Genomic DNA, 19,061 nt, shown 5'->3' on the forward strand with positions numbered 1-19,061 from the left:
TCCGATGACTGTGTCTGCTGCGAGCGCACCGCGCGCCATTTGCCTACTCGGGCCTACTGCGTCCGGCAAAACCGCCGCCGCATTGAAGCTGGCTGAGCGCTGGCCGATCGAGATCATCAGCATGGATTCCGCGCTGGTGTATCGCGGCATGGACATCGGCACCGCCAAGCCCAGCGCCGAAGAACAAGCCATCGCACCGCATCACCTGATCGACATCATTGATCCGCTGGATGCGTATTCCGCCGCGCAGTTTGCAAATGATGCGAATGCGCTGATCGATGCCATCCGCGCACGCGGCAAGCTGCCGCTGATCGTCGGCGGCACGATGCTGTACTACAAGGCACTCACGCAAGGCCTCTCCGATTTGCCCGGCGCCGATCCTGCCATCCGCGCAGAGATCGATGCCGAAGCCGCGCGCGATGGCTGGCCGGCGCTGCACGCGAAACTCGCCCTGGTCGATCCGGTGACGGCTGCGCGACTGCACACGACCGATGCGCAGCGCATCCAGCGCGCGCTGGAACTGTATCGGCTGACGGGCCAGCCCATGTCTGCCCTGCTCGCGCGTGAGGTCGGCGCGAATGCGTTCCAGCAGCACGATGCGGCCGCGCCCTATCTGACAATTGCGCTGGAGCCGTCCGACCGCCTCGTGCTGCATGCGCGCATCGCACAGCGCTTTGATGCGATGCTCGCCGGCGGCCTGCTCGACGAGGTGGAGCGCCTGCGCCGCCGCGGCGATCTTTCGCCTACGCTGCCGTCCATCCGCTGCGTCGGTTATCGCCAGGCGTGGGCTTACCTCGACGGTGAAATCGACATGGCTGCCCTGCGCGAACAAGGCATCGCTGCGACGCGCCAGCTGTGCAAGCGCCAGATCACGTGGTTGCGCAGCACGCCCGAGCGGCACGTGGTCGACTGCCTCGCGCCCGATTACGTCGACCAGGTGGCACGCCTGGTCCAAACCTCACTCGAATCGCAATCACAATGACAACCACCACTGCGACCCGCTTCACGCTGCGACCCGCCACGCCGGATGACTGTGCCTCGCTCGTTAGTCTGATCTCTGCGCTGGCCGAGTACGAAAAGCTCACGCACCTCGTGCAGACCACGCCCGAGGCGCTGGCGACGATGCTGTTCGGGCCGCGCCCGTATTGCGAAGCGGTGCTGGCGGAAGTCGATGGCCGGGCCGTGGGCTTTGCGCTGTTCTTCCACAACTTCTCGACCTTCCTGTGCAAGCCGGGTCTGTATCTGGAAGACCTGTTCGTGGAGCCCGAGTACCGCGGCCTGGGCATCGGCAAGGCACTCCTGATCCACCTGGCGCGCTTGGCGCAAGAGCGGGACTGCGGCCGCTTCGAATGGAGCGTGCTCGACTGGAACGCGCCGTCCATCGCCTTCTACGAAGCCATGGGCGCCGATGTGCTGCCCGAGTGGCGCATCTGCCGCGCCACCGGTGATGCGCTGACCAAGCTGGCCGCCACCACCATGCCCGTCAGCCTAGCCGCACAAGCCTGAATTTGACCGCAAGCTCCGGAGTGCCACGCGCACTCCCGTGAGCGTAGGCTTGGCATATCGAATCTCCGACGAAGGAGCGCATATGCCGCCTTCCACGGCCGCCGCGCGTGCCAGCGCGGGGCATCCTCCCCATCCTGATGGCATCGACTGGCATGCCGTTGAAGACGCCCTTAACGATGTCGGCAGCGCCGTATTACCGGGCCTGCTCGCCCACGACGCCTGCGAAGCCCTGGCCGCGCTGTACCCGCACGACCGCCTGTACCGCTCGCGCGTAGTGATGGAGCGCCATGGCTTCGGGCGCGGTGAATACCAGTATTTCGCCTATCCCCTGCCAGACTTGATCGCCCAGTTGCGCACGTCGCTTTACCCGCCGCTGGCCGCCATCGCCAACCGCTGGAACCAAGCCATGGACATCGACGTGCGCTACCCGACCAAGCACGCCGATTTCCTGCGCCGCTGCCACGAAGCGGGCCAGTTGCGCCCCACGCCGCTGATCCTGCAATACGGCCCCGGCGACTACAACTGCTTGCATCAGGACCTCTACGGCGAGCACGTCTTCCCGCTGCAGGTGGCCATCCTGCTGTCGGAGCCCGGCGTGGATTTCACCGGCGGCGAGTTCGTCATGACGGAGCAGCGCCCACGGATGCAGTCGCGGCCCGAGGTGGTGCCATTGCGCAAAGGCGATGCCGTGGTTTTTGCGGTACACCATCGACCCGTACAAGGCACACGCGGCACGTATCGCGTGAACATGCGCCACGGTGTGAGCCGCCTGCGTTCGGGCCAGCGGCATACTGTGGGCATCATCTTCCATGACGCGCTATAGCCAGCCCACCATGACGACCGGCGATCTGTTTGCCGACCACACACCCGCTGACGACGCGCGCATCGTGCTCGGCGAGGCGGCGTTTGTACTGCGCGGCATTGCGCTGGCGGATGCGCCGGCCCTGCTCGCAGCGGTGGATGCCATCGCGCAGCAGGCAGCGTTTCGCCACATGGTCACACCGGGCGGCTTCGAGATGTCGGTCGCGCTCACCAACAGCGGCACGCTCGGCTGGACCTCAGACCGCCGCGGCTACCGCTACGCCACGCTCGACCCGCTCACGGGAAACGCGTGGCCGCCGCTGCCCGAGGTGTTCCTGCGCCTGGCGAGCAGCGCTGCCGCCGAAGCAGGCTTCCCGGGCTTCACGCCGGATGCCTGTCTCATCAACCGCTATGTGCCAGGCGCGCGCCTGTCGCTGCATCAGGATAAAGACGAGCAGGACTACGGCGCCCCCATCGTCTCCGTATCGCTCGGCATGCCGGCCATCTTCCTGTTTGGCGGACATCGCCGCGCCGACAAGACGCAGCGCATTCCCCTCTTTCACGGTGATGTGGTCGTCTGGGGCGGGCCGGACCGCCTGCGCTATCACGGCGTTGCGCCGCTCAAAGACCACCCGCACCCATTGCTGGGCAGTCAGCGCATCAACCTCACGTTTCGCAAGGCCGGCTGACCGGCAAACCACCGCATGACCATCGCCGCAGACCTGTCCGCAAGTGCCCACCGGCAAGCCGCAGCCTTCCTGGCCACGCTGGACGAAGATTGGGCTCGGCATATCGCCGCCATCGGCCCGTGCCGCCACGCCGCCAAGCCTGCACGTGAACCTTATGAAGCGCTGATCCGGGCCATCGCCTATCAGCAGCTGCACGCCAAGGCGGGCGACGCCATCCTCGGCCGTTTCCTCGCGCTCTATCCGGCCGCCACATTTCCTGCACCGCAGCAGGTGCTCGCCACGGAGGAGGCAGCGCTGCGCGCGTGCGGTTTCTCTGCGACCAAACTGGCGACCATTCGCGGCATTGCACAAGCCGCGCTCGACGGCGTCGTCCCCACACGCGAACACGCGCTGACGATGCCCGACGAAGCGCTCATCGATCGGCTGGTGACACTGCGCGGGGTGGGCCGATGGACGGTCGAGATGCTGCTGATCTACACGCTGGAGCGCGCCGACATCCTGCCCGCCGACGATTTCGGCGTACGCGATGGCTACCGCCGTCTGAAGCGGCTCGATACCACGCCCACCCGCAGGCAGATGGAGACCATCGGTCTTGCATGGAGCCCATATCGAACCGTCGCCGCCTGGTATTTATGGCGCGTGCCCGTCAATGCTTCGTGCTCGTGAATTCGGCAAGTCTTGCGCTAGATCACACCCCTCCGACATATTGGTTGCGCCACACATGTCCCACGGGGATCATGCGAAAACCTTGAATTCCTGTGTAACGTTCACTTTACTGGAAAACGTTCGCGCGCCATTTGCGCCGCCCTTATTGGTCGAGTCATCGTGGAACAGCCCCAAAACATCGACGCGCAACGTAAATCCGAAGAGCTGCGAAGCTTTCTGTTTCTGACGGCTGTCATGGTGCCGGTTCTTTCCGTCATTATCGTCGCAGGATACGGCTTTATCGTGTGGGCAACCCAATTGCTGAGCGGCCCGCCAACGCATTGATTTACCCGCTCGGGGGTTTTGAGGGCGAGTCGGGTCGTATGTTCGCGCAGCACTGATTAGAAAAGGCGTTTATCGCTAAAACAGGGTCATGCGAAACACAAAAAAAGAAATAGATATCCCCGTTCGGCCCGCGCCGCTCGATGACGACGAGTGGCATATCGCCGGGGTCATGGTCCAGGCGCAGCCAACCCATATTGCATCGGTAAGCGAAGCCATCGAAACCCTCGCCGGCAGTGAAATTCATGCAGCCAGCGACAACGGAAAGCTCGTGGTCACGCTTGAAGCGCCCAGCTCGCGCGCCATCGCGGCCCACCTGACGTTCATTCAGCAGATCGACGGCGTGCTGAACACCGCCCTGATCTACCAGCACAACGAAATGGCAGACGCCATGAATGAGGAAATGGACGATGAAAGTCTCTCGCCGCGCGTTCATTAAGCAGACCGCCGCTGCCGCTACCGCTTCGGTCGCGGGCGTCACGCTTCCTGCCAGTGCCGCCAACCTCGTCACCGACAAAGAACTGACGCAGCTGAAGTGGTCGAAGGCGCCTTGCCGGTTCTGCGGCACGGGCTGCGGCGTTGAAGTTGCCGTCAAGGACAACCGCGTGGTGGCCACGCAGGGCGATCCGAAGGCCGAGGTCAATCGCGGCCTGAACTGCGTCAAGGGCTATTTCCTCTCGAAGATCATGTACGGCAAGGACCGGCTGACCCAGCCGCTGCTGCGCATGAAGAACGGCAAGTACGACAAGAACGGCGATTTCACGCCCGTGAGTTGGGACCGCGCGTTCGACGAGATGGCGGTGCAGTTCAAGCGCGTCATCAAGGAAAAGGGCCCGACCGCTGTCGGCATGTTCGGCTCGGGCCAGTGGACGATCTTTGAGGGTTACGCCGCCGTCAAGCTGATGAAGGCGGGCTTCCGCTCGAACAACCTCGACCCCAACGCGCGCCATTGCATGGCCTCTGCCGTGGCGGGCTTCATGCGCACCTTCGGCATGGATGAGCCGATGGGCTGCTACGACGACTTCGAAGTGGCCGACGCGTTTGTACTGTGGGGCTCGAACATGGCGGAGATGCATCCGATCCTGTGGTCGCGCGTGACGGACCGGCGCCTGTCCGCGCCCAAGACGAAGGTGGCGGTGCTGTCGACGTTCACGCATCGCTCATTCGATCTGGCCGACATCCCGATCGTCTTCACCCCGCAGGCCGATCTCGCGATGCTGAACTACATCGCGAACTACATCATCACCAACAAGAAGGTCAACACCGACTTCGTCAACAAGCACACCGTCTTCAAGCAGGGCGTGACGGACATCGGCTACGGCCTGCGGCCCGACAACCCCGTGCAGAAGGCCGCCAAGAACGCCGACAAGGTGGGCGACTCCAAGCCGATCTCGTTCGACGAGTTTGCGAAGTTCGTCTCGACGTACGACCTGGACTACACCACCAAGCTGGCGAACCCGGACAAGAGCAAGGAAAAGGAGTTCAAGCAGCAGCTCCAGAAGCTTGCCGAGCTGTACGCCGATCCGAAGATCAAGGTCGTGTCGTTCTGGACCATGGGTTTCAACCAGCACACCCGTGGCACGTGGGCGAACAACATGATCTACAACCTGCACCTGCTGACGGGGAAGATCGCCACGCCGGGCAACAGCCCGTTCTCGCTGACGGGCCAGCCTTCGGCCTGCGGCACCGCGCGCGAGGTGGGCACGTTCTCGCACCGCTTGCCGGCCGACATGGTGGTGACCAACCCGAAGCACCGCGAAGAAGCCGAGCACATCTGGAAGCTGCCGGCAGGCACGATCCCGGAAAAGCCGGGCTATCACGCCGTGCTGCAGAACCGCATGCTCAAGGACGGCAAGCTCAACGCCTACTGGGTGCAGGTCAACAACAACATCCAGGCCGGGGCCAACATCAACCAGGAAGGCTATCCGGGCTATCGCAATCCGGAGAACTTCATCGTTGTCTCCGACGTGTACCCGACCGTTACCGCACTGGCTGCCGACCTGATTCTGCCGAGCGCGATGTGGGTTGAGAAGGAAGGCGCCTACGGCAACGCCGAGCGCCGCACGCAGTTCTGGCATCAGCTCGTTGATGCGCCGGGTGAGGCGCGTTCCGACCTGTGGCAACTGGTGGAATTCTCCAAGCGCTTCAAGGTAGAAGAAGTCTGGCCGGAAGAACTCATCGCCAAGAAGCCGGAGCTGCGCGGCAAGACGCTCTACGACGTGCTCTACCGCAACGGCAACGTCGACAAGTTTCCGCTCAAGGACGTCGACCCGGAATACAGCAATGCCGAAGCCAAGGCGTTCGGCTTCTACCTCCAGAAGGGCCTGTTCGAAGAATACGCAAGCTTCGGGCGCGGCCACGGCCATGACTTGGCACCGTTCGACGACTATCACAAGGCGCGCGGATTGCGCTGGCCGGTGGTCAACGGCAAGGAAACGCGCTGGCGCTACAAGGAAGGTAGCGATCCATATGTGAAGGCCGGCACCGGCTATCAGTTCTACGGCAACCCCGACGGCAAGGCGGTGATCTTCGCCCTGCCCTATGAGGCGCCGCCAGAAGTGCCGGACAAGGAATACCCGTTCTGGTTGTCGACCGGCCGCGTGCTGGAGCACTGGCACTCAGGCTCGATGACGCGCCGTGTGCCCGAGCTGTATCGCGCGTTCCCGAATGCGGTCTGTTTCATGCACCCGGAAGATGCGAAGACGCTGGGGCTGCGACGTGGTGTTGAGGTCGAGGTGATCTCGCGGCGCGGCAAGATGCGCACCCGCATTGAAACGCGCGGCCGCAACCAGCCGCCGAAGGGCCTGGTTTTCGTGCCCTGGTTCGACGCGAGCCAGCTCATCAACAAGGTCACACTGGATGCAACCTGCCCGATCTCGCTGCAGACGGATTTCAAGAAATGCGCCGTCAAGATCGTGAAAGTCTGACGGGCACAGGCAGACGACACACGCGCAACAGGAAAACGTCATGAAGCTCAGCCGACTCTTGGGATTGCCAGCCGCCATCTGTGCGCTGCTGCTAGTGACCCTTGTCAACTTGCCCGCGCAGGCTCAAGGCGTGGTCGACGCCATGCGCGGCCCGACCCCGATCACCGCCGAATCGACCCCGCCGATCCTGTATCCCACCGAGAACAAGGACGTGCGCCGCGAGCGCAACTACACCGGGCAGCCGCCGACGATTCCGCACAAGATCGACGGCACGTACATGTATCAGATCAACCGGGACCACAACGGTTGTCTATCCTGCCACGCGCGTACGAAGGCCGAAGAGATGCGAGCCATACCGATCAGCCCCACGCACTACGTTGACCGCGATGGCCACCAACTGGCCGACGTTTCTCCGCGCCGCTTCTTCTGCACGCAATGCCACGTGCCGCAAGCCGACGCCAAGCCCCTCATCACCAATACGTTTGTCGATGTCGATCAACTGCTCCAACGCAAGCCTGATGGCAAGAGCGTTGGCAAGAACTGAGGCGGTGCAGCCATGTTCGACCTGATCAAGCGCTACTGGCGCACCATCAACCGGCCCAGCGCGTATTTCAGCCTGGGCTTTCTGACGATGGGCGGCTTTGTTGCCGGCGTGGTGTTCTGGGGTGCGTTCAACACCGCGATGGAAGTGACCAACACCGAGGCGTTCTGCACAGGTTGCCACGAGATGCACGACAACGTGTACCAGGAGCTGCAGAGCACGATCCACTACACCAACCGCAGCGGCGTACGCGCAATCTGCTCGAACTGCCACGTCCCGCACGCCTGGACGAACAAGATTGCACGGAAGATGCAGGCGTCCAAGGAAGTGTGGGGCAAGATTTTCGGCACCATCGACACGCGCGAGAAGTTCGAGGCCCACCGGCTTGAACTGGCCCAGCACGAATGGGATCGCCTGAAGGCCAACGATTCATTGGAATGCCGTAACTGCCACAACTACGAATCGATGGACTTCACACGGCAGAGCCCGCGTGCCTCGGCCATGCACGCTCAGTATCTGGGCAGCAAAGAGAAGACCTGTATCGACTGCCACAAGGGTATAGCGCACCATCTGCCCGACATGTCGAAGATGAAGACCGAGTGAGGCACGTGAACGTGCCGTCAGCGCTAGACCCCGTTCGACTCAGACCCCTGCCGTGCTTGTTGCCAGCCAATTGACGTTTTCGCGCGCCGGCCGCCGAATTTTCCGCGAGCTGGAACTCTCGGTGTCGGCGGGCGAGCTGGTGCAGGTAACAGGGGCGAACGGCAGCGGCAAGACCACGCTGCTGCGTGTGCTCTGTGGCCTGCTGGCACCCGCAAGCGGCTCGCTGACATGGCATGGCGTGCCCGTGCGCAGCGGCGAGCCCGCCTTCCTCAATGCGCTTTGCTACGTTGGGCACACCAACGGCATCGACCCGGATCTCACGGTTACCGAGAGCCTGCGTCTGGCCATGCAACTGGCCGGATTACGCGATTCGGCTTCCGCGCCGTTTGGCATCGACCGCGCACTGGAAGCGCTCGAACTCGGCGCGCTTGCCGCCACGCCCGTGCGCAAGCTGTCGCAAGGCCAGCGGCGGCGCGTGGCACTGGCGCGTTTGCTGATCGCGCGCCGCGAGCTGTGGCTGCTCGACGAGCCGATCGCCTCGCTCGACGACCACGCAGTCGGCCTCTTCACCGCACAACTCGATGCGCACTTGCGCACCGGCGGCATGGTGATCATGACCACGCACCAGTTGCTGGCGCGCCCGGAAGGGGCGAATCGCGTGCTTCGGCTTGGGGGCACCGCATGAGGCCGATGCTGGTGGCCATCCTGCGGCACGATCTGGCGCTGTCATGGCGGCGGCGCGGCAATCTCGTCGGCGGCGTGGTGTTCTACGTCATTGCGGCGAGCCTGTTCCCGTTGGCCATCGGCCCAGACCCCCAGCAGTTGCGCATGCTCGCGCCGGGCATCCTGTGGGTAGCAGCGCTGCTGGCGTCGATGCTCTCGCTCTCGCGGTTGTTTGCGCAGGAACATGCTGATGGCAGCCTCGATCAATTGCTGCTGTCGCCGTACCCGCTTGCCCTGATTGTGCTGACGAAGATTGCCGCACACTGGCTCGCGAGCGGCCTGCCGTTGCTGCTCCTGACACCCGTCCTCGCCCAGCAATACAGCCTGCCGCTGCACGCAACGCTGCTGCTGACAGCCACGCTGCTGATCGGTACCCCGGCCATTGCGCTGATCGGCGCCGTTGGCGCGGCGCTCACACTGGGCGTGCGCAACGGGGCGGCACTGCTGTGCATCCTCGTCCTGCCGCTGTGTGTGCCCGTACTTGTATTTGGCGCAGGCGCGGGCTCGGCCGCCGATGCGGGGCTTGATGTCATGCCGCATTTCTCGCTACTGGGCGCTTGCCTGGCCCTGTCATTGTTTGTCTGCCCGCTGGCCGCCGCCGCCGGGCTGCGCATTGCCGTGGAATGACCCGATGACGAACCGATCCGGACTCCACACCCCGCCCATCGCCGCCGCACGCGAACCGGCCTCCCGACGCTGGAACTGGCTGGCGTATGCGTCGCCCGCGCGGTTTGATCCGCTCGCGCGCAAGCTGGCGCCGTGGTTTGGCGCGGCGGCACTCCTGTTCCTCATCGCGGGCCTCTACGTTGGCTTTGTGGTGGCGCCCACCGATGCGCAACAGGGCGAGGTCTACCGCATCATCTTCCTGCACGTACCGGCTGCGTGGATGTCGATGTTCATCTACCTGGTGATGGCCGGCTATTGCGCGCTGGCGCTGGTGCTGCGCACGCGGCTGTCGTCGATGATGGCCTCGGCGCTGGCACCCACGGGCGCGCTGTTCACCGCCATTGCGCTGTGGACAGGCGCGCTGTGGGGCAAGCCGACGTGGGGCACGTGGTGGGTGTGGGATGCGCGGCTGACGTCGGAGTTGCTGCTGCTGTTTCTGTACCTCGGCTTCATCGCGCTGGAGAGCGCCATCGAAGAGCCGCGCCGCGCTGAACGCGCCTGCGCCGTGCTTGCCGTGGTGGGCGTGGTCAACATCCCCGTGATCTATTTCTCGGTGCAGTGGTGGAACACGCTGCATCAGGGCGCGTCCATCAGCCTGACGGCAGCACCGTCGATGGCGATGACGATGCTGCTCGGCATGCTGCTGATGACGCTCGCGTGCTGGATGTACAGCATCTGCGTGGCGTTGATTCGCGTTCGCTGCATCATGCGCGAGCGTGCCGACGACGACCACAACCGGGGCACGCCGGCATGAGCCAGTTCTCCGCCAATCACATCGACTATATTGCGGGCGCGTTTGCCGTGGCCGCCATCTGCCTCGCGGCCGAGTTGCTGCTGCTGGCACGCCGCTGGCGCGCGGCCAATCGCGCCCATCACTCACCTCCTGACGGCGGCGACCAATGACACGCAGACAACGCCGCCTGGGCATCCTGCTCGCCGCGCTGGTGTGCGCGGGTGCGGCGACCGCACTCACGCTGAATGCGTTCCGCTCCAATCTGGTGTTCTTCTTCAGCCCGAGCCAGATCGCGGCCAAGGAAGCGCCTGTGGCACAGGTCTTCCGCCTGGGCGGCCTGGTCGAGCGCGGCTCCATCCAACGCGAACGTGACGGCATGACCATCCGCTTTATCGTCACCGACACAGCGCGCGGCGTGCCGGTCGTCTACCACGGCTTGCTGCCGGACCTGTTCCGCGAGGGCAAGGGCGTGGTGGCGCGCGGCCGGCTGGGCGAGGACGGCGTCTTCTTCGCCAATGAGGTGCTCGCCAAGCACGACGAAAACTACATGCCGCCCGAAGCCGCCGATGCCGTACGCCGCGCCGCGCAAGTCAACGAACAGATGGCGAAGGAATCTGCCCGGAGCGCGTCACGATGATTACCGAGCTGGGCCACTTCGCGTTGATCCTGGCGCTGCTGACTGCCGTCATGCAATCCGTGCTGCCGCTGCTTGGCGCGGCGCGCGACAACGCGCGTTGGATGGCCGTGGCGCGTCCCGCTGCGCGCATGCAGTGCGCGCTGGTGCTGCTGGCGTATGGCGCGCTGACATGGGCATTCGTCAGCAACGATTTCAGCGTGCTCTATGTCGCCGCCAATTCGAACAGCGCGCTGCCGCTGCACTATCGGGTGGCCGCCGTGTGGGGCGGGCACGAGGGATCGATGTTGCTGTGGACGACGATGCTGGCGCTGTGGTCGCTGGCCGTGTCGTTGTTCAGCCGACAACTGCCGTTGCCCGTGGTGGCGCGCGTACTGGGCGTGATGGGTGTCATCAGCACGGGGCTGCTGCTTTTCCTGCTGTTGGCGTCCAACCCGTTCCTGCGCCTGTTGCCCCCGGCCATGGAAGGGCGTGATCTCAACCCACTGCTGCAAGACCCGGGCATGGTGTCGCACCCGCCCATGCTCTACATGGGTTACGTGGGCTTTGCGGTGGCGTTTTCGTTTGCGATGGCCGCGCTCCTGTCAGGTCGGCTCGATGCGACCTGGGCACGCTGGTCGCGGCCATGGACGACCGCCGCCTGGACGTGCCTGACGACCGGCATCATGCTCGGCAGCGCGTGGGCGTATTACGAACTCGGCTGGGGCGGCTGGTGGTTTTGGGACCCGGTCGAAAACGCGTCGTTCATGCCGTGGCTGGCAGGCACGGCGCTGATCCACTCATTGGCGGTGACAGAAAAGCGCGGCGTGTTCCGCGCATGGACGGCGCTGCTGGCCATCTTCACGTTCTCGCTCAGTCTGCTGGGTACGTTCCTCGTCCGCTCGGGCGTGCTGACGTCGGTGCATGCGTTCGCGGTGGACCCGAAGCGCGGTCTTTTCATCCTGGCCTTGCTGGGCATCGTGACGGGCGGTGCGCTGGGTCTGTTTGCGTGGCGCGCAAGGCGATTGTCCAGCAGCCCTTCGGAAGGCGCGACGTTCTCGCTGTTCGCGCGTGAATCGTTCCTGCTGGCCAACAACGTGCTCCTGGCGGTGGCGGCCGCCACGGTGTTGCTCGGCACGCTGTATCCGCTGGTGCTGGATGTGCTGCGGCTGGGCAAGATCTCGGTCGGGCCGGCGTATTTCGAGCAGGTCTTTGTGCCGCTGATGTCTCCTGCGGTACTGCTGATGGGTGCGGCGCCATTGGCGCGCTGGCGTCATGGTGCACTGCCGTCGATGGCCGTGCGGCTGCGCTGGGCGGCAGTGGCGAGTGTTGTCATCGGGCTCGGACTGGGGCTGCTTTATCGAACATCCGCGCTGGCGGGCCTTGGGCTGACGCTGGCCGTATGGTGTCTTGCAAGCGCGCTGGCCAGTCTGGCCGAAAAGCTTCGCCAGCCCGGCAATCGATGGACAACACTGCGGCAATTGCCGCCCAGCTACTTCGGCATGCTGGTGGCGCACGCCGGAGTCGGTGTGTTCATCGCAGGGATCACGCTGGTGCTGAGCCAGGAGACGCTACGCGAGTTGCCCGTGCGCGTGGGCGGCACGGTGGAGGTGGGCGGCTACACGTTCCATCTCACCCGTGTTACACCGGCGCAGGGCCCCAATTACGAGGTCTTGCGCGGCCACATCGAAGTCAGCCGCTACGGCAAACCCGTGGCCACGCTGCTGCCCGAGCGGCGCCTGTACCACAGCCAGGAAACCCCCACGACCGAAGTCGCCATCGACAGTGGCATCACCCGCGACCTCTATGTCGCGCTGGGCGAATCACTCGGACAAGACAGCTGGGCCATGCGCGTCTACATCAAGCCCTTCGTCGGCTGGATCTGGGGCGGCTGTGTGCTGATGGTGCTGGGCGGCCTGCTGGCCGTGTGCGACCGCCGCTACCGGCTGCGCCGCCGCGCCACGGCATCGCACACCACGCCCGACACTGCGCTGGGCAGCCCATCGTTGGCAATGCCAGCGACGGAGGAGCCACGGTGAAACTGCGCTACGTACTGCCGCTGGCAGCGTTCTTTGTTCTCGTGATTGCGCTGGCGGCCGGGCTGTCGCGTGATCCGCGTGAGCTGCCCTCGCCGCTGGTCGGCAAGCCCGCACCGGCGTTCAGGCTGACGGCGCTGGACTCGACTGCCGGCCCGCTCACGCCCCAAGACCTGCGCGGCAAGGTCTGGATGCTCAACGTCTGGGCATCGTGGTGCACCGCCTGTCGCGCAGAACACGCCGTGCTGAACGCGTTCGCCAAACAATCACCCGTGCCGATCTACGGGCTGAACTACAAGGACGACGCCGATGCCGCACGTGCATGGCTCAAACAAATGGGCAACCCGTATGTCGCGTCGCTCATCGACGCAGACGGCAAGGTCGGCATCGACTACGGTGTCTACGGCGTGCCGGAAACCTTCGTCATCGATCGCGCCGGCGTGGTGCGCTATCGGCAGGTCGGCCCGGTGACGGCCGAGTCCATGGAACGCAAGATCGTGCCGCTTCTGCAGCAACTGGAGCAGGAAGGTGGTCATGCATAGGCGACTGGCTGCCCTCGTTCTCGCGTGCGTCGCCGCATTCACGTTGCAGATGCCAGCCTGTGCCGCAGGGTCGGACGCCGATCTCGATACCCGCGTCCACGCGCTGTCGGAGCAACTGCGCTGCCTCGTCTGCCAGAACCAGACCCTCGCCGATTCCAACGCCGACTTGGCCGTCGACCTGCGCCGCCAGATTCGCGAACAACTGCGTGCCGGCGCCACCGAGGCCGCCGTGAAGGACTACCTCGTCCAGCGCTATGGCGATTTCGTCCTGTACCGGCCGCCCGTCAAACCGCTGACATATCTGCTGTGGTTTGGCCCGGCGCTCTTGCTGATGGCGGTGGTGTTCGGCATCGTGCTGTCCCGCAAACAGCAGAAGCCGGCCCCTGCCGAGATGGACCCTGACGCGCAAGCGCGTCTCGCTGCCCTGCTTGCGTCGACGCCACCGGAAGACCCCCGCCCATGACCGTGATGACCTTGTTCTGGCTGCTGGCGGCCGCGCTCACGGCCGTCACCATGGCGGTTCTGCTGACGCCGTTGTTGCGACGCGTGCGCAACGATATGGGCGACACCCACCTCCAGCGCCCAACGGCGCGCAGCCAGATGGTCCGCTGGTACCAAGACCAACTGCGCGAACTGGATGCCGACCTGCACACCGGTGCTATCGATGCCGCGGGCCACGCGCACGCACGCGCAGAGCTTGGCCAACGGCTTCTGGACGATACGGCTGACAGCGGCAGCACCTCGCGGGCGCGCCCCGACCGCCGCCCCGTTGTGCTCGCCGCAGTGCTGCTGGCTGCGTTGCCCACGTCCGCCGTGCTGCTTTACCAGCACCTGGGCAAGCCCATCTCACTGTGGATGCCCGGCGACGTGATGACCACCGCCCGCGGCGATCACACCGGTGGAGACGCGCAGATCGAAGCAATGGTCAACAGCCTCGCGCAACGGCTGCGTGACACGCCTGACGACGCGCCCGGCTGGGCACTGCTCGCCCGGTCCTACAGCACGATGGAGCGCCCCGCCGATGCCGTCGCCGCCTATGCAAGGGCGGTGGCCCTTGCCCCCGACGTCGCCAGCCTTCGGGCCGATTACGCCGATGCACTCGCCACCGCGCAGAATGGCGCCCTCGCTGGTGCGCCCATGGAACAGGTACGCCTCGCCCTGAAGGCCGATCCGGACGAGCCCAAAGCACTGGCCCTGGCCGCCTCCGCTGCAGTGGAGCGTGGTGACGTGAGCGATGCAATTGCCCAGTGGGAGCACCTGTACCGGCTGCTGCCGCCTGAATCTGCCGGCGCCAGGCAGGTGGCCGCCAACTTGGCCGCCGCGCGCGCCGATCAGCAAAAAACACCCGACGGCAAGTGACGCGAGCAGTGCTTCGAATTTGACCGCAAGACCCGGAGTGCCCCGCCAGGGGGCCGCACCTACAGTACAGTCATCGCAGTCCACTGGATGACGCCATGCAAACCTCCGCCCGTACCGTACCGGACACCACCCTCGTCGAACACGACCCGCGCTGGGCTCGCGTGCTGGCGCGCGATGCCTCTGCCGACGGGCAATTCGTCTATGCGGTGAAGACCACCGGCGTGTATTGCCAGCCGAGCAGCCCGTCGCGCCTGCCGCGCCCGGAAAACGTCGAGTTCTTCGACACGCCCGCCGATGCAGAAGCCGCCGGTTACCGCCCGAGCCGCCGCACCGCCCCTGATCAAAGCACCGTACGCGCGCAGCAAACCGCGCTCGTCGCGCAGGCCTGCCGCCGCATCGAGGCCGCCGACACACCACCCACGCTTGACGCGCTCGCGCAAGACGCCGGCTTGAGCCCGTATCACTTCCATCGCCTGTTCAAGAGCGTCACGGGCCTCACGCCCAAGGCCTACGCCGATGCGCATCGCGCCCGCAAGCTGCGCGCGCAGTTGGGGCGCGGGAGCACCGTCACCGAGGCCATCTACGATGCCGGGTTCAACGCCAGCAGCCGCTTCTACGAGGCGTCCGACAACGTGCTTGGCATGACGGCCAGCCGCTATCGTGCGGGCGGCGCACAGACGACCATCCGCTTTGCCGTGGGCGAGTGCTCGCTCGGTTCGATCCTGGTGGCGCAGAGCGATCGCGGCATCTGCGCGATCCTGATGGGCGACGACCCCGACGCCCTCGTGCGCGATCTGCAGGACACCTTTCGGAAGGCCGAACTCATCGGCGGGGACGCGGGCTTTGAAGACCTCGTCGCCCGAGTGGTGGGGCTGATCGAAGCGCCATCCATCGGGCTGGAGCTGCCGCTGGATGTGCGCGGCACCGCGTTCCAGGAGCGCGTGTGGCAAGCGCTGCGCGACGTGCCGCCGGGCAGCACCACCAGCTACGCCGAGATTGCCGCGCGCATCGGCGCACCCAAGGCGGTGCGCGCGGTGGCGCAGGCCTGTGCGGCCAATCACATTGCGGTGGCTATCCCGTGCCACCGCGTGATCCGCCGAGACGGCAACAGCTCGGGCTATCGCTGGGGCGTGGAGCGCAAGCTGGCACTGCTGGAGCGCGAGGCGCAATCCGCCGCATGAAACCGCGTGAGAACGTGGATACTCATCGGCGCCGATGGTCAGCGCTATGAGAGCGTTGTGCCCGGCACGCTGGGCGGGCATCGGCGTGCACGCATCTATGGCCGGCTCGATTGCGCGGCCGCACGCCGGGCCATCGCGCGCGGCGGCTATGTGCGCCACCGCGTGTTCTTCCTGAACGAAGCCGACGCGCGTGCCGCCGGCTACCGACCCTGCGCGGTGTGCATGCCACAGGCGTATGCGGCATGGAAAAAATAGGCCCGTTCCGGGTAAAGTCCTGGGCTGATCATCGCAGACACGCTTCGCACATCATGACCAAACCCCTGCTGCTAGCCGCGCTCATCGCTCTCGCGCTTGCGGGCTGCGGCCGCTCCGACGACGCGCACAAGCCTGCCGCGCCTGCTCCGGCTGCCGCACCTGCGGCCTCCGCTCCTGGCGCATCCAGCGCGGGCAATGCCCCGGCGGCCAGCGCGCCCGCCATCAGCGAGGCCGAACAGTCCAAGGCCATCGATCTGACCCGTGCCGCCATCGAGAAGTACAAGCTCACCACCCTGCCGCAGGAATGCCTGTCGTTCCTGGTGGACCGGGCCGATGACACCCACAACAGCGTCGAAGTGCGGGAGAACCACACCCCGGCCTGCGGCGGCGACCCGAACACCGCGCCGCGCGTCGTCACCCTGCTGATCGACACAACCACCGGCGCGCTGCAAAAGGACGACCCGGCCAGCGGCGAATACGTCCCCCTGAAATAAGCACCCGCGAAACGACGCGCATAAAAAAACCGCCGAACACATCGGCGGTTTTTTTTTGGTGCGAACTTCGCGTCAGACCACGATCGTCTGCGCTTCGCCTGCTTGGCGGGCGCGGATCTCGCCAATCTGGTAGACCGTCTCACCTGCGTCCTTCAGGTGCGCGATGGCGGCCGGTGCATCGGCCGCCGACACGATCACCACCATGCCGATGCCGCAGTTGAACACGCGGTGCATTTCGTCATCGGCCACGTTGCCGGCCTTTTGCAGCCACTGGAACAGCGGCGGCAGCGTCCAGGCGTCCTTGTGCAGCACGGCGGTCAGGTTGTCTTGCAGCACGCGCGGCACGTTTTCGGTCAAACCACCGCCGGTGATGTGCGCCATGCCCTTGACGGTCAGCTTCTCGATCAGCGACAGCAGCGGCTTCACGTAGATGCGCGTCGGCGCCATGATGGCGTCCTGCAGGCGCTGGCCATGGAAGTCGGCGTTCAGATCGGGACGCGACACTTCGATGATCTTGCGCACCAGCGAGTAGCCATTGGAGTGCGCACCCGACGAAGCCAGGCCCAGCACCACGTCACCCTCGGCAATGGTGGTGCCGTCGATGATCTTGCGCTTTTCCACCGCGCCGACGGCAAAGCCGGCCAGGTCGTATTCGCCGTCCGGGTACATGCTCGGCATTTCGGCGGTTTCGCCGCCGATCAGCGCGCACCCGGCCAGCTCACAACCTTGGGCAATGCCCTTGACCACGGTGGCGGCGGTATCGACGTCGAGCTTGCCGCAGGCGAAGTAATCCAGGAAGAACAGCGGCTCGGCGCCCTGCACGAGGATGTCGTTCACGCTCATGGCGACCAGATCCTGGCCAACCGTGTCGTGGCGGTTCAGCGCAAAAGCCAGCTTGAGCTTGGTGCCCACGCCGTCGGTGCCGGACACAAGCACCGGCTCCTGATACTTCTTGGACAGCTCGAACAGCGCGCCGAAGCCGCCGATGCCGCCCAGCACGCCTTCGCGCATGGTGCGCTTGGCAAACGGCTTGATGCGGTCGACAAGGGCGTCACCCGCCTCGATGTCGACGCCCGCGTCGCGGTAAGACAGGCCGGTCGATGCGGATGGGGTGTCGGAAGCGCTCATACAGTCGTCTGAATTGAAAAAACTGGGAAAGAAAGCGAGACGGCAGCGGGAAGTCACAAAAATCGGACCCGCCGGTCCAGTAAAATCGCGATTTTACCGGATGCGGCCACCCCGATGGCCGCTTTTCCGACTCATCCACCCCGCATTCTGAACCGTCGCCCCCCATGAACGCCCCCGTGCTGTCGCAGGAAACCAAGCGCACGCTCGCCTGGATCGCCGTGGCGCTTGTCTTTCTGGCCCTGCTCAAGGCGCTGGCGCCCACGCTCACACCCTTCGTCTTCGCGTTCATCCTGTCGTACATCCTGCACCCGGGCGTGGAATGGCTGCAGCGTCGTCGCGTACCGCGCGTGCTGGGTGTGTTTTTGATGATCCTGGTGCTGACGGTGGTGGGCGTGGCGCTGATGCTGCTGATCCTGGCGGTGCTGCAGCGGGAGATTCCGGCCATCCGCGAGCAACTGCCCGGGATGCTCGCCAAGCTCAACGCGTTTCTGTCGCCCAAGCTGGCCGAGATGGGCTTGCACGTCAGCCTTGATTTTCCCGGCCTGCGCACGCTGCTCACAGAACAGCTCGCCGCCAGCCCGGACGACGTGGTCGCGCGGGTGCTGACCTATCTGCGCGTGTCGGGCTCGGCGGCCATCCAGGTGCTGGGCATCTTCTTCCTGGTGCCGATCGTGATGTTCTACCTGCTGATGGACTGGAACATGCTCATGCGCCGGCTCGAAACCGCCGTCCCGCGCCGCTGGCTGCCAAAAACGCGCGAATTGGCCGCTGAAACCGACGGCTTGCTGTCCCAATACCTGCGGGGGCAGATCATCGTGATGCTGGTGCTGGCGGTGTACTACTCGGCGGGGCTGGCGCTGGCCGGCTTTGACGTGGCGCTGCCGGTGGGCATCTTCACGGGGCTGGCGGTGTTCATTCCGTACATCGGCTTTGGCGTGGGGCTCACGCTGGCTATCCTTGCCGCCCTGTTGCAGTTCGGCAACCTCTACGGCCTGCTGGCGGTGGCCGTGGTGTACGGCATCGGCCAGTTCCTGGAAAGCTTCTATCTGACGCCGCGTCTGGTGGGCGAACGCATCGGCCTGCACCCGCTGGCGGTCATCCTTGCCTTGCTGGCTTTTGGCCAATTGTTCGGTTTTTTCGGTATCCTCCTCGCCCTACCGATGAGTGCTGTGCTGCTGGTCGGTTTGCGGCAGATTCGGCGGCTTTACCTGAACAGCCGGCTCTACCAGGACTGAAAGCCACTGAAGGCAACTGAAAAGTACGGCGACCCCACTCCA

Annotated in this window: 24 protein-coding genes; 23 read left to right on the forward strand and 1 reads right to left on the reverse strand. The window is 65.1% G+C overall.

All coding sequences use genetic code 11. From position 1 onward, the window contains the following. Positions 1–4 precede the first annotated feature (4 nt). The 22 genes from miaA (at position 5) to R2N16_RS17575 (ending at position 16,656) form a co-directional block, all read left to right on the forward strand. On the forward strand, positions 5–982 hold the full coding sequence (gene miaA, locus R2N16_RS17470) for a tRNA (adenosine(37)-N6)-dimethylallyltransferase MiaA (protein WP_316667047.1): 978 nt from the start codon (positions 5–7) through the stop codon (positions 980–982). Further along, positions 979–1,506 carry a GNAT family N-acetyltransferase gene (locus tag R2N16_RS17475; RefSeq protein ID WP_316667048.1) on the forward strand — a complete coding sequence of 176 codons (528 nt, stop codon included), beginning with the start codon at positions 979–981 and terminating at the stop codon, positions 1,504–1,506. The genes miaA and R2N16_RS17475 overlap by 4 nt, the downstream gene beginning before the upstream one ends. An 82-nt stretch (positions 1,507–1,588) precedes the next feature. Beyond that, positions 1,589–2,329 carry a 2OG-Fe(II) oxygenase gene (locus tag R2N16_RS17480; protein ID WP_316667049.1) on the forward strand — a complete coding sequence of 247 codons (741 nt, stop codon included), beginning with the start codon at positions 1,589–1,591 and terminating at the stop codon, positions 2,327–2,329. Positions 2,330–2,339: 10 nt separating this feature from the next. Then, positions 2,340–2,996 carry a DNA oxidative demethylase AlkB gene (gene alkB, locus R2N16_RS17485; protein ID WP_316667197.1) on the forward strand — a complete coding sequence of 219 codons (657 nt, stop codon included), beginning with the start codon at positions 2,340–2,342 and terminating at the stop codon, positions 2,994–2,996. Positions 2,997–3,011: 15 nt separating this feature from the next. Next, entirely contained in the window at positions 3,012–3,662 is a 651-nt protein-coding gene (locus R2N16_RS17490) for a DNA-3-methyladenine glycosylase family protein (protein ID WP_316667050.1), read from the forward strand. Between the two features lie 159 nt (positions 3,663–3,821). Then, on the forward strand, positions 3,822–3,986 hold the full coding sequence (gene napE / locus R2N16_RS17495; RefSeq protein ID WP_428984142.1) for a periplasmic nitrate reductase, NapE protein: 165 nt from the start codon (positions 3,822–3,824) through the stop codon (positions 3,984–3,986). 88 nt (positions 3,987–4,074) lie between these two features. Beyond that, the gene (locus R2N16_RS17500; protein WP_316667051.1) at positions 4,075–4,422 is read left to right on the forward strand and encodes a chaperone NapD; all 348 of its coding nucleotides are present in this window, start codon (positions 4,075–4,077) and stop codon (positions 4,420–4,422) included. Beyond that, positions 4,394–6,910 (forward strand): periplasmic nitrate reductase subunit alpha, encoded by a 2,517-nt coding sequence (gene napA, locus R2N16_RS17505; RefSeq protein ID WP_316667052.1) that lies wholly within the window; start codon positions 4,394–4,396, stop codon positions 6,908–6,910. Before R2N16_RS17500 ends, napA begins: the two co-directional genes overlap by 29 nt. Before the next feature lie 40 nt (positions 6,911–6,950). Then, complete coding sequence (locus R2N16_RS17510; protein WP_316667053.1) at positions 6,951–7,454, forward strand: nitrate reductase cytochrome c-type subunit; 504 nt, start codon at positions 6,951–6,953, stop codon at positions 7,452–7,454. Between the two features lie 12 nt (positions 7,455–7,466). Next, positions 7,467–8,054: a cytochrome c3 family protein gene (locus tag R2N16_RS17515; RefSeq protein WP_316667056.1), complete on the forward strand. Its 588-nt coding sequence runs from the start codon at positions 7,467–7,469 to the stop codon at positions 8,052–8,054. 52 nt (positions 8,055–8,106) lie between these two features. Further along, on the forward strand, positions 8,107–8,739 hold the full coding sequence (ccmA, locus tag R2N16_RS17520) for a cytochrome c biogenesis heme-transporting ATPase CcmA (protein WP_316667057.1): 633 nt from the start codon (positions 8,107–8,109) through the stop codon (positions 8,737–8,739). Then, entirely contained in the window at positions 8,736–9,404 is a 669-nt protein-coding gene (ccmB, locus tag R2N16_RS17525) for a heme exporter protein CcmB (protein WP_316667058.1), read from the forward strand. The genes ccmA and ccmB overlap by 4 nt, the downstream gene beginning before the upstream one ends. Before the next feature lie 4 nt (positions 9,405–9,408). Beyond that, positions 9,409–10,197 (forward strand): heme ABC transporter permease CcmC, encoded by a 789-nt coding sequence (gene ccmC, locus R2N16_RS17530; RefSeq protein WP_316667059.1) that lies wholly within the window; start codon positions 9,409–9,411, stop codon positions 10,195–10,197. Then, the gene (locus R2N16_RS17535) at positions 10,194–10,346 is read left to right on the forward strand and encodes a hypothetical protein (RefSeq protein ID WP_316667060.1); all 153 of its coding nucleotides are present in this window, start codon (positions 10,194–10,196) and stop codon (positions 10,344–10,346) included. The genes ccmC and R2N16_RS17535 overlap by 4 nt, the downstream gene beginning before the upstream one ends. Then, positions 10,343–10,813 carry a cytochrome c maturation protein CcmE gene (ccmE, locus tag R2N16_RS17540; protein WP_316667061.1) on the forward strand — a complete coding sequence of 157 codons (471 nt, stop codon included), beginning with the start codon at positions 10,343–10,345 and terminating at the stop codon, positions 10,811–10,813. Before R2N16_RS17535 ends, ccmE begins: the two co-directional genes overlap by 4 nt. After that, on the forward strand, positions 10,810–12,828 hold the full coding sequence (locus tag R2N16_RS17545) for a heme lyase CcmF/NrfE family subunit (protein ID WP_316667062.1): 2,019 nt from the start codon (positions 10,810–10,812) through the stop codon (positions 12,826–12,828). The genes ccmE and R2N16_RS17545 overlap by 4 nt, the downstream gene beginning before the upstream one ends. Further along, complete coding sequence (locus tag R2N16_RS17550; RefSeq protein WP_316667063.1) at positions 12,825–13,367, forward strand: DsbE family thiol:disulfide interchange protein; 543 nt, start codon at positions 12,825–12,827, stop codon at positions 13,365–13,367. Before R2N16_RS17545 ends, R2N16_RS17550 begins: the two co-directional genes overlap by 4 nt. After that, the gene (locus R2N16_RS17555; RefSeq protein ID WP_316667065.1) at positions 13,360–13,830 is read left to right on the forward strand and encodes a cytochrome c-type biogenesis protein; all 471 of its coding nucleotides are present in this window, start codon (positions 13,360–13,362) and stop codon (positions 13,828–13,830) included. The genes R2N16_RS17550 and R2N16_RS17555 overlap by 8 nt, the downstream gene beginning before the upstream one ends. Then, positions 13,827–14,726, forward strand: a complete 900-nt coding sequence (ccmI, locus tag R2N16_RS17560; RefSeq protein WP_316667066.1) for a c-type cytochrome biogenesis protein CcmI — start codon at positions 13,827–13,829, stop codon at positions 14,724–14,726. The genes R2N16_RS17555 and ccmI overlap by 4 nt, the downstream gene beginning before the upstream one ends. 95 nt (positions 14,727–14,821) lie before the next feature. Next, complete coding sequence (gene ada / locus R2N16_RS17565; RefSeq protein WP_316667067.1) at positions 14,822–15,907, forward strand: bifunctional DNA-binding transcriptional regulator/O6-methylguanine-DNA methyltransferase Ada; 1,086 nt, start codon at positions 14,822–14,824, stop codon at positions 15,905–15,907. A 6-nt stretch (positions 15,908–15,913) separates the two neighbouring features. After that, positions 15,914–16,162: an Ada metal-binding domain-containing protein gene (locus R2N16_RS17570; protein WP_316667068.1), complete on the forward strand. Its 249-nt coding sequence runs from the start codon at positions 15,914–15,916 to the stop codon at positions 16,160–16,162. Between the two features lie 53 nt (positions 16,163–16,215). Beyond that, the gene (locus tag R2N16_RS17575) at positions 16,216–16,656 is read left to right on the forward strand and encodes a hypothetical protein (protein ID WP_316667069.1); all 441 of its coding nucleotides are present in this window, start codon (positions 16,216–16,218) and stop codon (positions 16,654–16,656) included. Between the two features lie 72 nt (positions 16,657–16,728). On the opposite strand, the gene purM is transcribed toward R2N16_RS17575, so the two are convergent. After that, entirely contained in the window at positions 16,729–17,784 is a 1,056-nt protein-coding gene (gene purM, locus R2N16_RS17580) for a phosphoribosylformylglycinamidine cyclo-ligase (RefSeq protein WP_316667070.1), read from the reverse strand. Between the two features lie 164 nt (positions 17,785–17,948). Here purM and R2N16_RS17585 point away from each other — a divergent pair, with 164 nt between their 5' ends. After that, the gene (locus R2N16_RS17585; protein WP_316667071.1) at positions 17,949–19,019 is read left to right on the forward strand and encodes an AI-2E family transporter; all 1,071 of its coding nucleotides are present in this window, start codon (positions 17,949–17,951) and stop codon (positions 19,017–19,019) included. Positions 19,020–19,061 lie beyond the last annotated feature (42 nt).

Origin of the sequence: Ralstonia psammae (assembly GCF_958405935.1) — a bacterium.
GTDB classification, from domain to species: domain Bacteria; phylum Pseudomonadota; class Gammaproteobacteria; order Burkholderiales; family Burkholderiaceae; genus Ralstonia; species Ralstonia psammae.

Excerpts from the sequence above, each read along its gene's own strand:
- miaA (WP_316667047.1), top strand. The coding sequence starts at position 5 with ATGACTGTGTCTGCTGCGAGCGCACCGCGCGCCATTTGCCTACTCGGG.
- R2N16_RS17475 (WP_316667048.1), top strand. The coding sequence starts at position 979 with ATGACAACCACCACTGCGACCCGCTTCACGCTGCGACCCGCCACGCCG.
- R2N16_RS17480 (WP_316667049.1), top strand. The coding sequence starts at position 1,589 with ATGCCGCCTTCCACGGCCGCCGCGCGTGCCAGCGCGGGGCATCCTCCC.
- alkB (WP_316667197.1), top strand. The coding sequence starts at position 2,340 with ATGACGACCGGCGATCTGTTTGCCGACCACACACCCGCTGACGACGCG.
- R2N16_RS17490 (WP_316667050.1), top strand. The coding sequence starts at position 3,012 with ATGACCATCGCCGCAGACCTGTCCGCAAGTGCCCACCGGCAAGCCGCA.
- R2N16_RS17500 (WP_316667051.1), top strand. The coding sequence starts at position 4,075 with ATGCGAAACACAAAAAAAGAAATAGATATCCCCGTTCGGCCCGCGCCG.
- napA (WP_316667052.1), top strand. The coding sequence starts at position 4,394 with ATGAAAGTCTCTCGCCGCGCGTTCATTAAGCAGACCGCCGCTGCCGCT.
- R2N16_RS17510 (WP_316667053.1), top strand. The coding sequence starts at position 6,951 with ATGAAGCTCAGCCGACTCTTGGGATTGCCAGCCGCCATCTGTGCGCTG.
- R2N16_RS17515 (WP_316667056.1), top strand. The coding sequence starts at position 7,467 with ATGTTCGACCTGATCAAGCGCTACTGGCGCACCATCAACCGGCCCAGC.
- ccmB (WP_316667058.1), top strand. The coding sequence starts at position 8,736 with ATGAGGCCGATGCTGGTGGCCATCCTGCGGCACGATCTGGCGCTGTCA.
- ccmC (WP_316667059.1), top strand. The coding sequence starts at position 9,409 with ATGACGAACCGATCCGGACTCCACACCCCGCCCATCGCCGCCGCACGC.
- R2N16_RS17535 (WP_316667060.1), top strand. The coding sequence starts at position 10,194 with ATGAGCCAGTTCTCCGCCAATCACATCGACTATATTGCGGGCGCGTTT.
- ccmE (WP_316667061.1), top strand. The coding sequence starts at position 10,343 with ATGACACGCAGACAACGCCGCCTGGGCATCCTGCTCGCCGCGCTGGTG.
- R2N16_RS17545 (WP_316667062.1), top strand. The coding sequence starts at position 10,810 with ATGATTACCGAGCTGGGCCACTTCGCGTTGATCCTGGCGCTGCTGACT.
- R2N16_RS17555 (WP_316667065.1), top strand. The coding sequence starts at position 13,360 with ATGCATAGGCGACTGGCTGCCCTCGTTCTCGCGTGCGTCGCCGCATTC.
- ccmI (WP_316667066.1), top strand. The coding sequence starts at position 13,827 with ATGACCGTGATGACCTTGTTCTGGCTGCTGGCGGCCGCGCTCACGGCC.
- ada (WP_316667067.1), top strand. The coding sequence starts at position 14,822 with ATGCAAACCTCCGCCCGTACCGTACCGGACACCACCCTCGTCGAACAC.
- R2N16_RS17575 (WP_316667069.1), top strand. The coding sequence starts at position 16,216 with ATGACCAAACCCCTGCTGCTAGCCGCGCTCATCGCTCTCGCGCTTGCG.
- purM (WP_316667070.1), bottom strand. The coding sequence starts at position 17,784 with ATGAGCGCTTCCGACACCCCATCCGCATCGACCGGCCTGTCTTACCGC.
- R2N16_RS17585 (WP_316667071.1), top strand. The coding sequence starts at position 17,949 with ATGAACGCCCCCGTGCTGTCGCAGGAAACCAAGCGCACGCTCGCCTGG.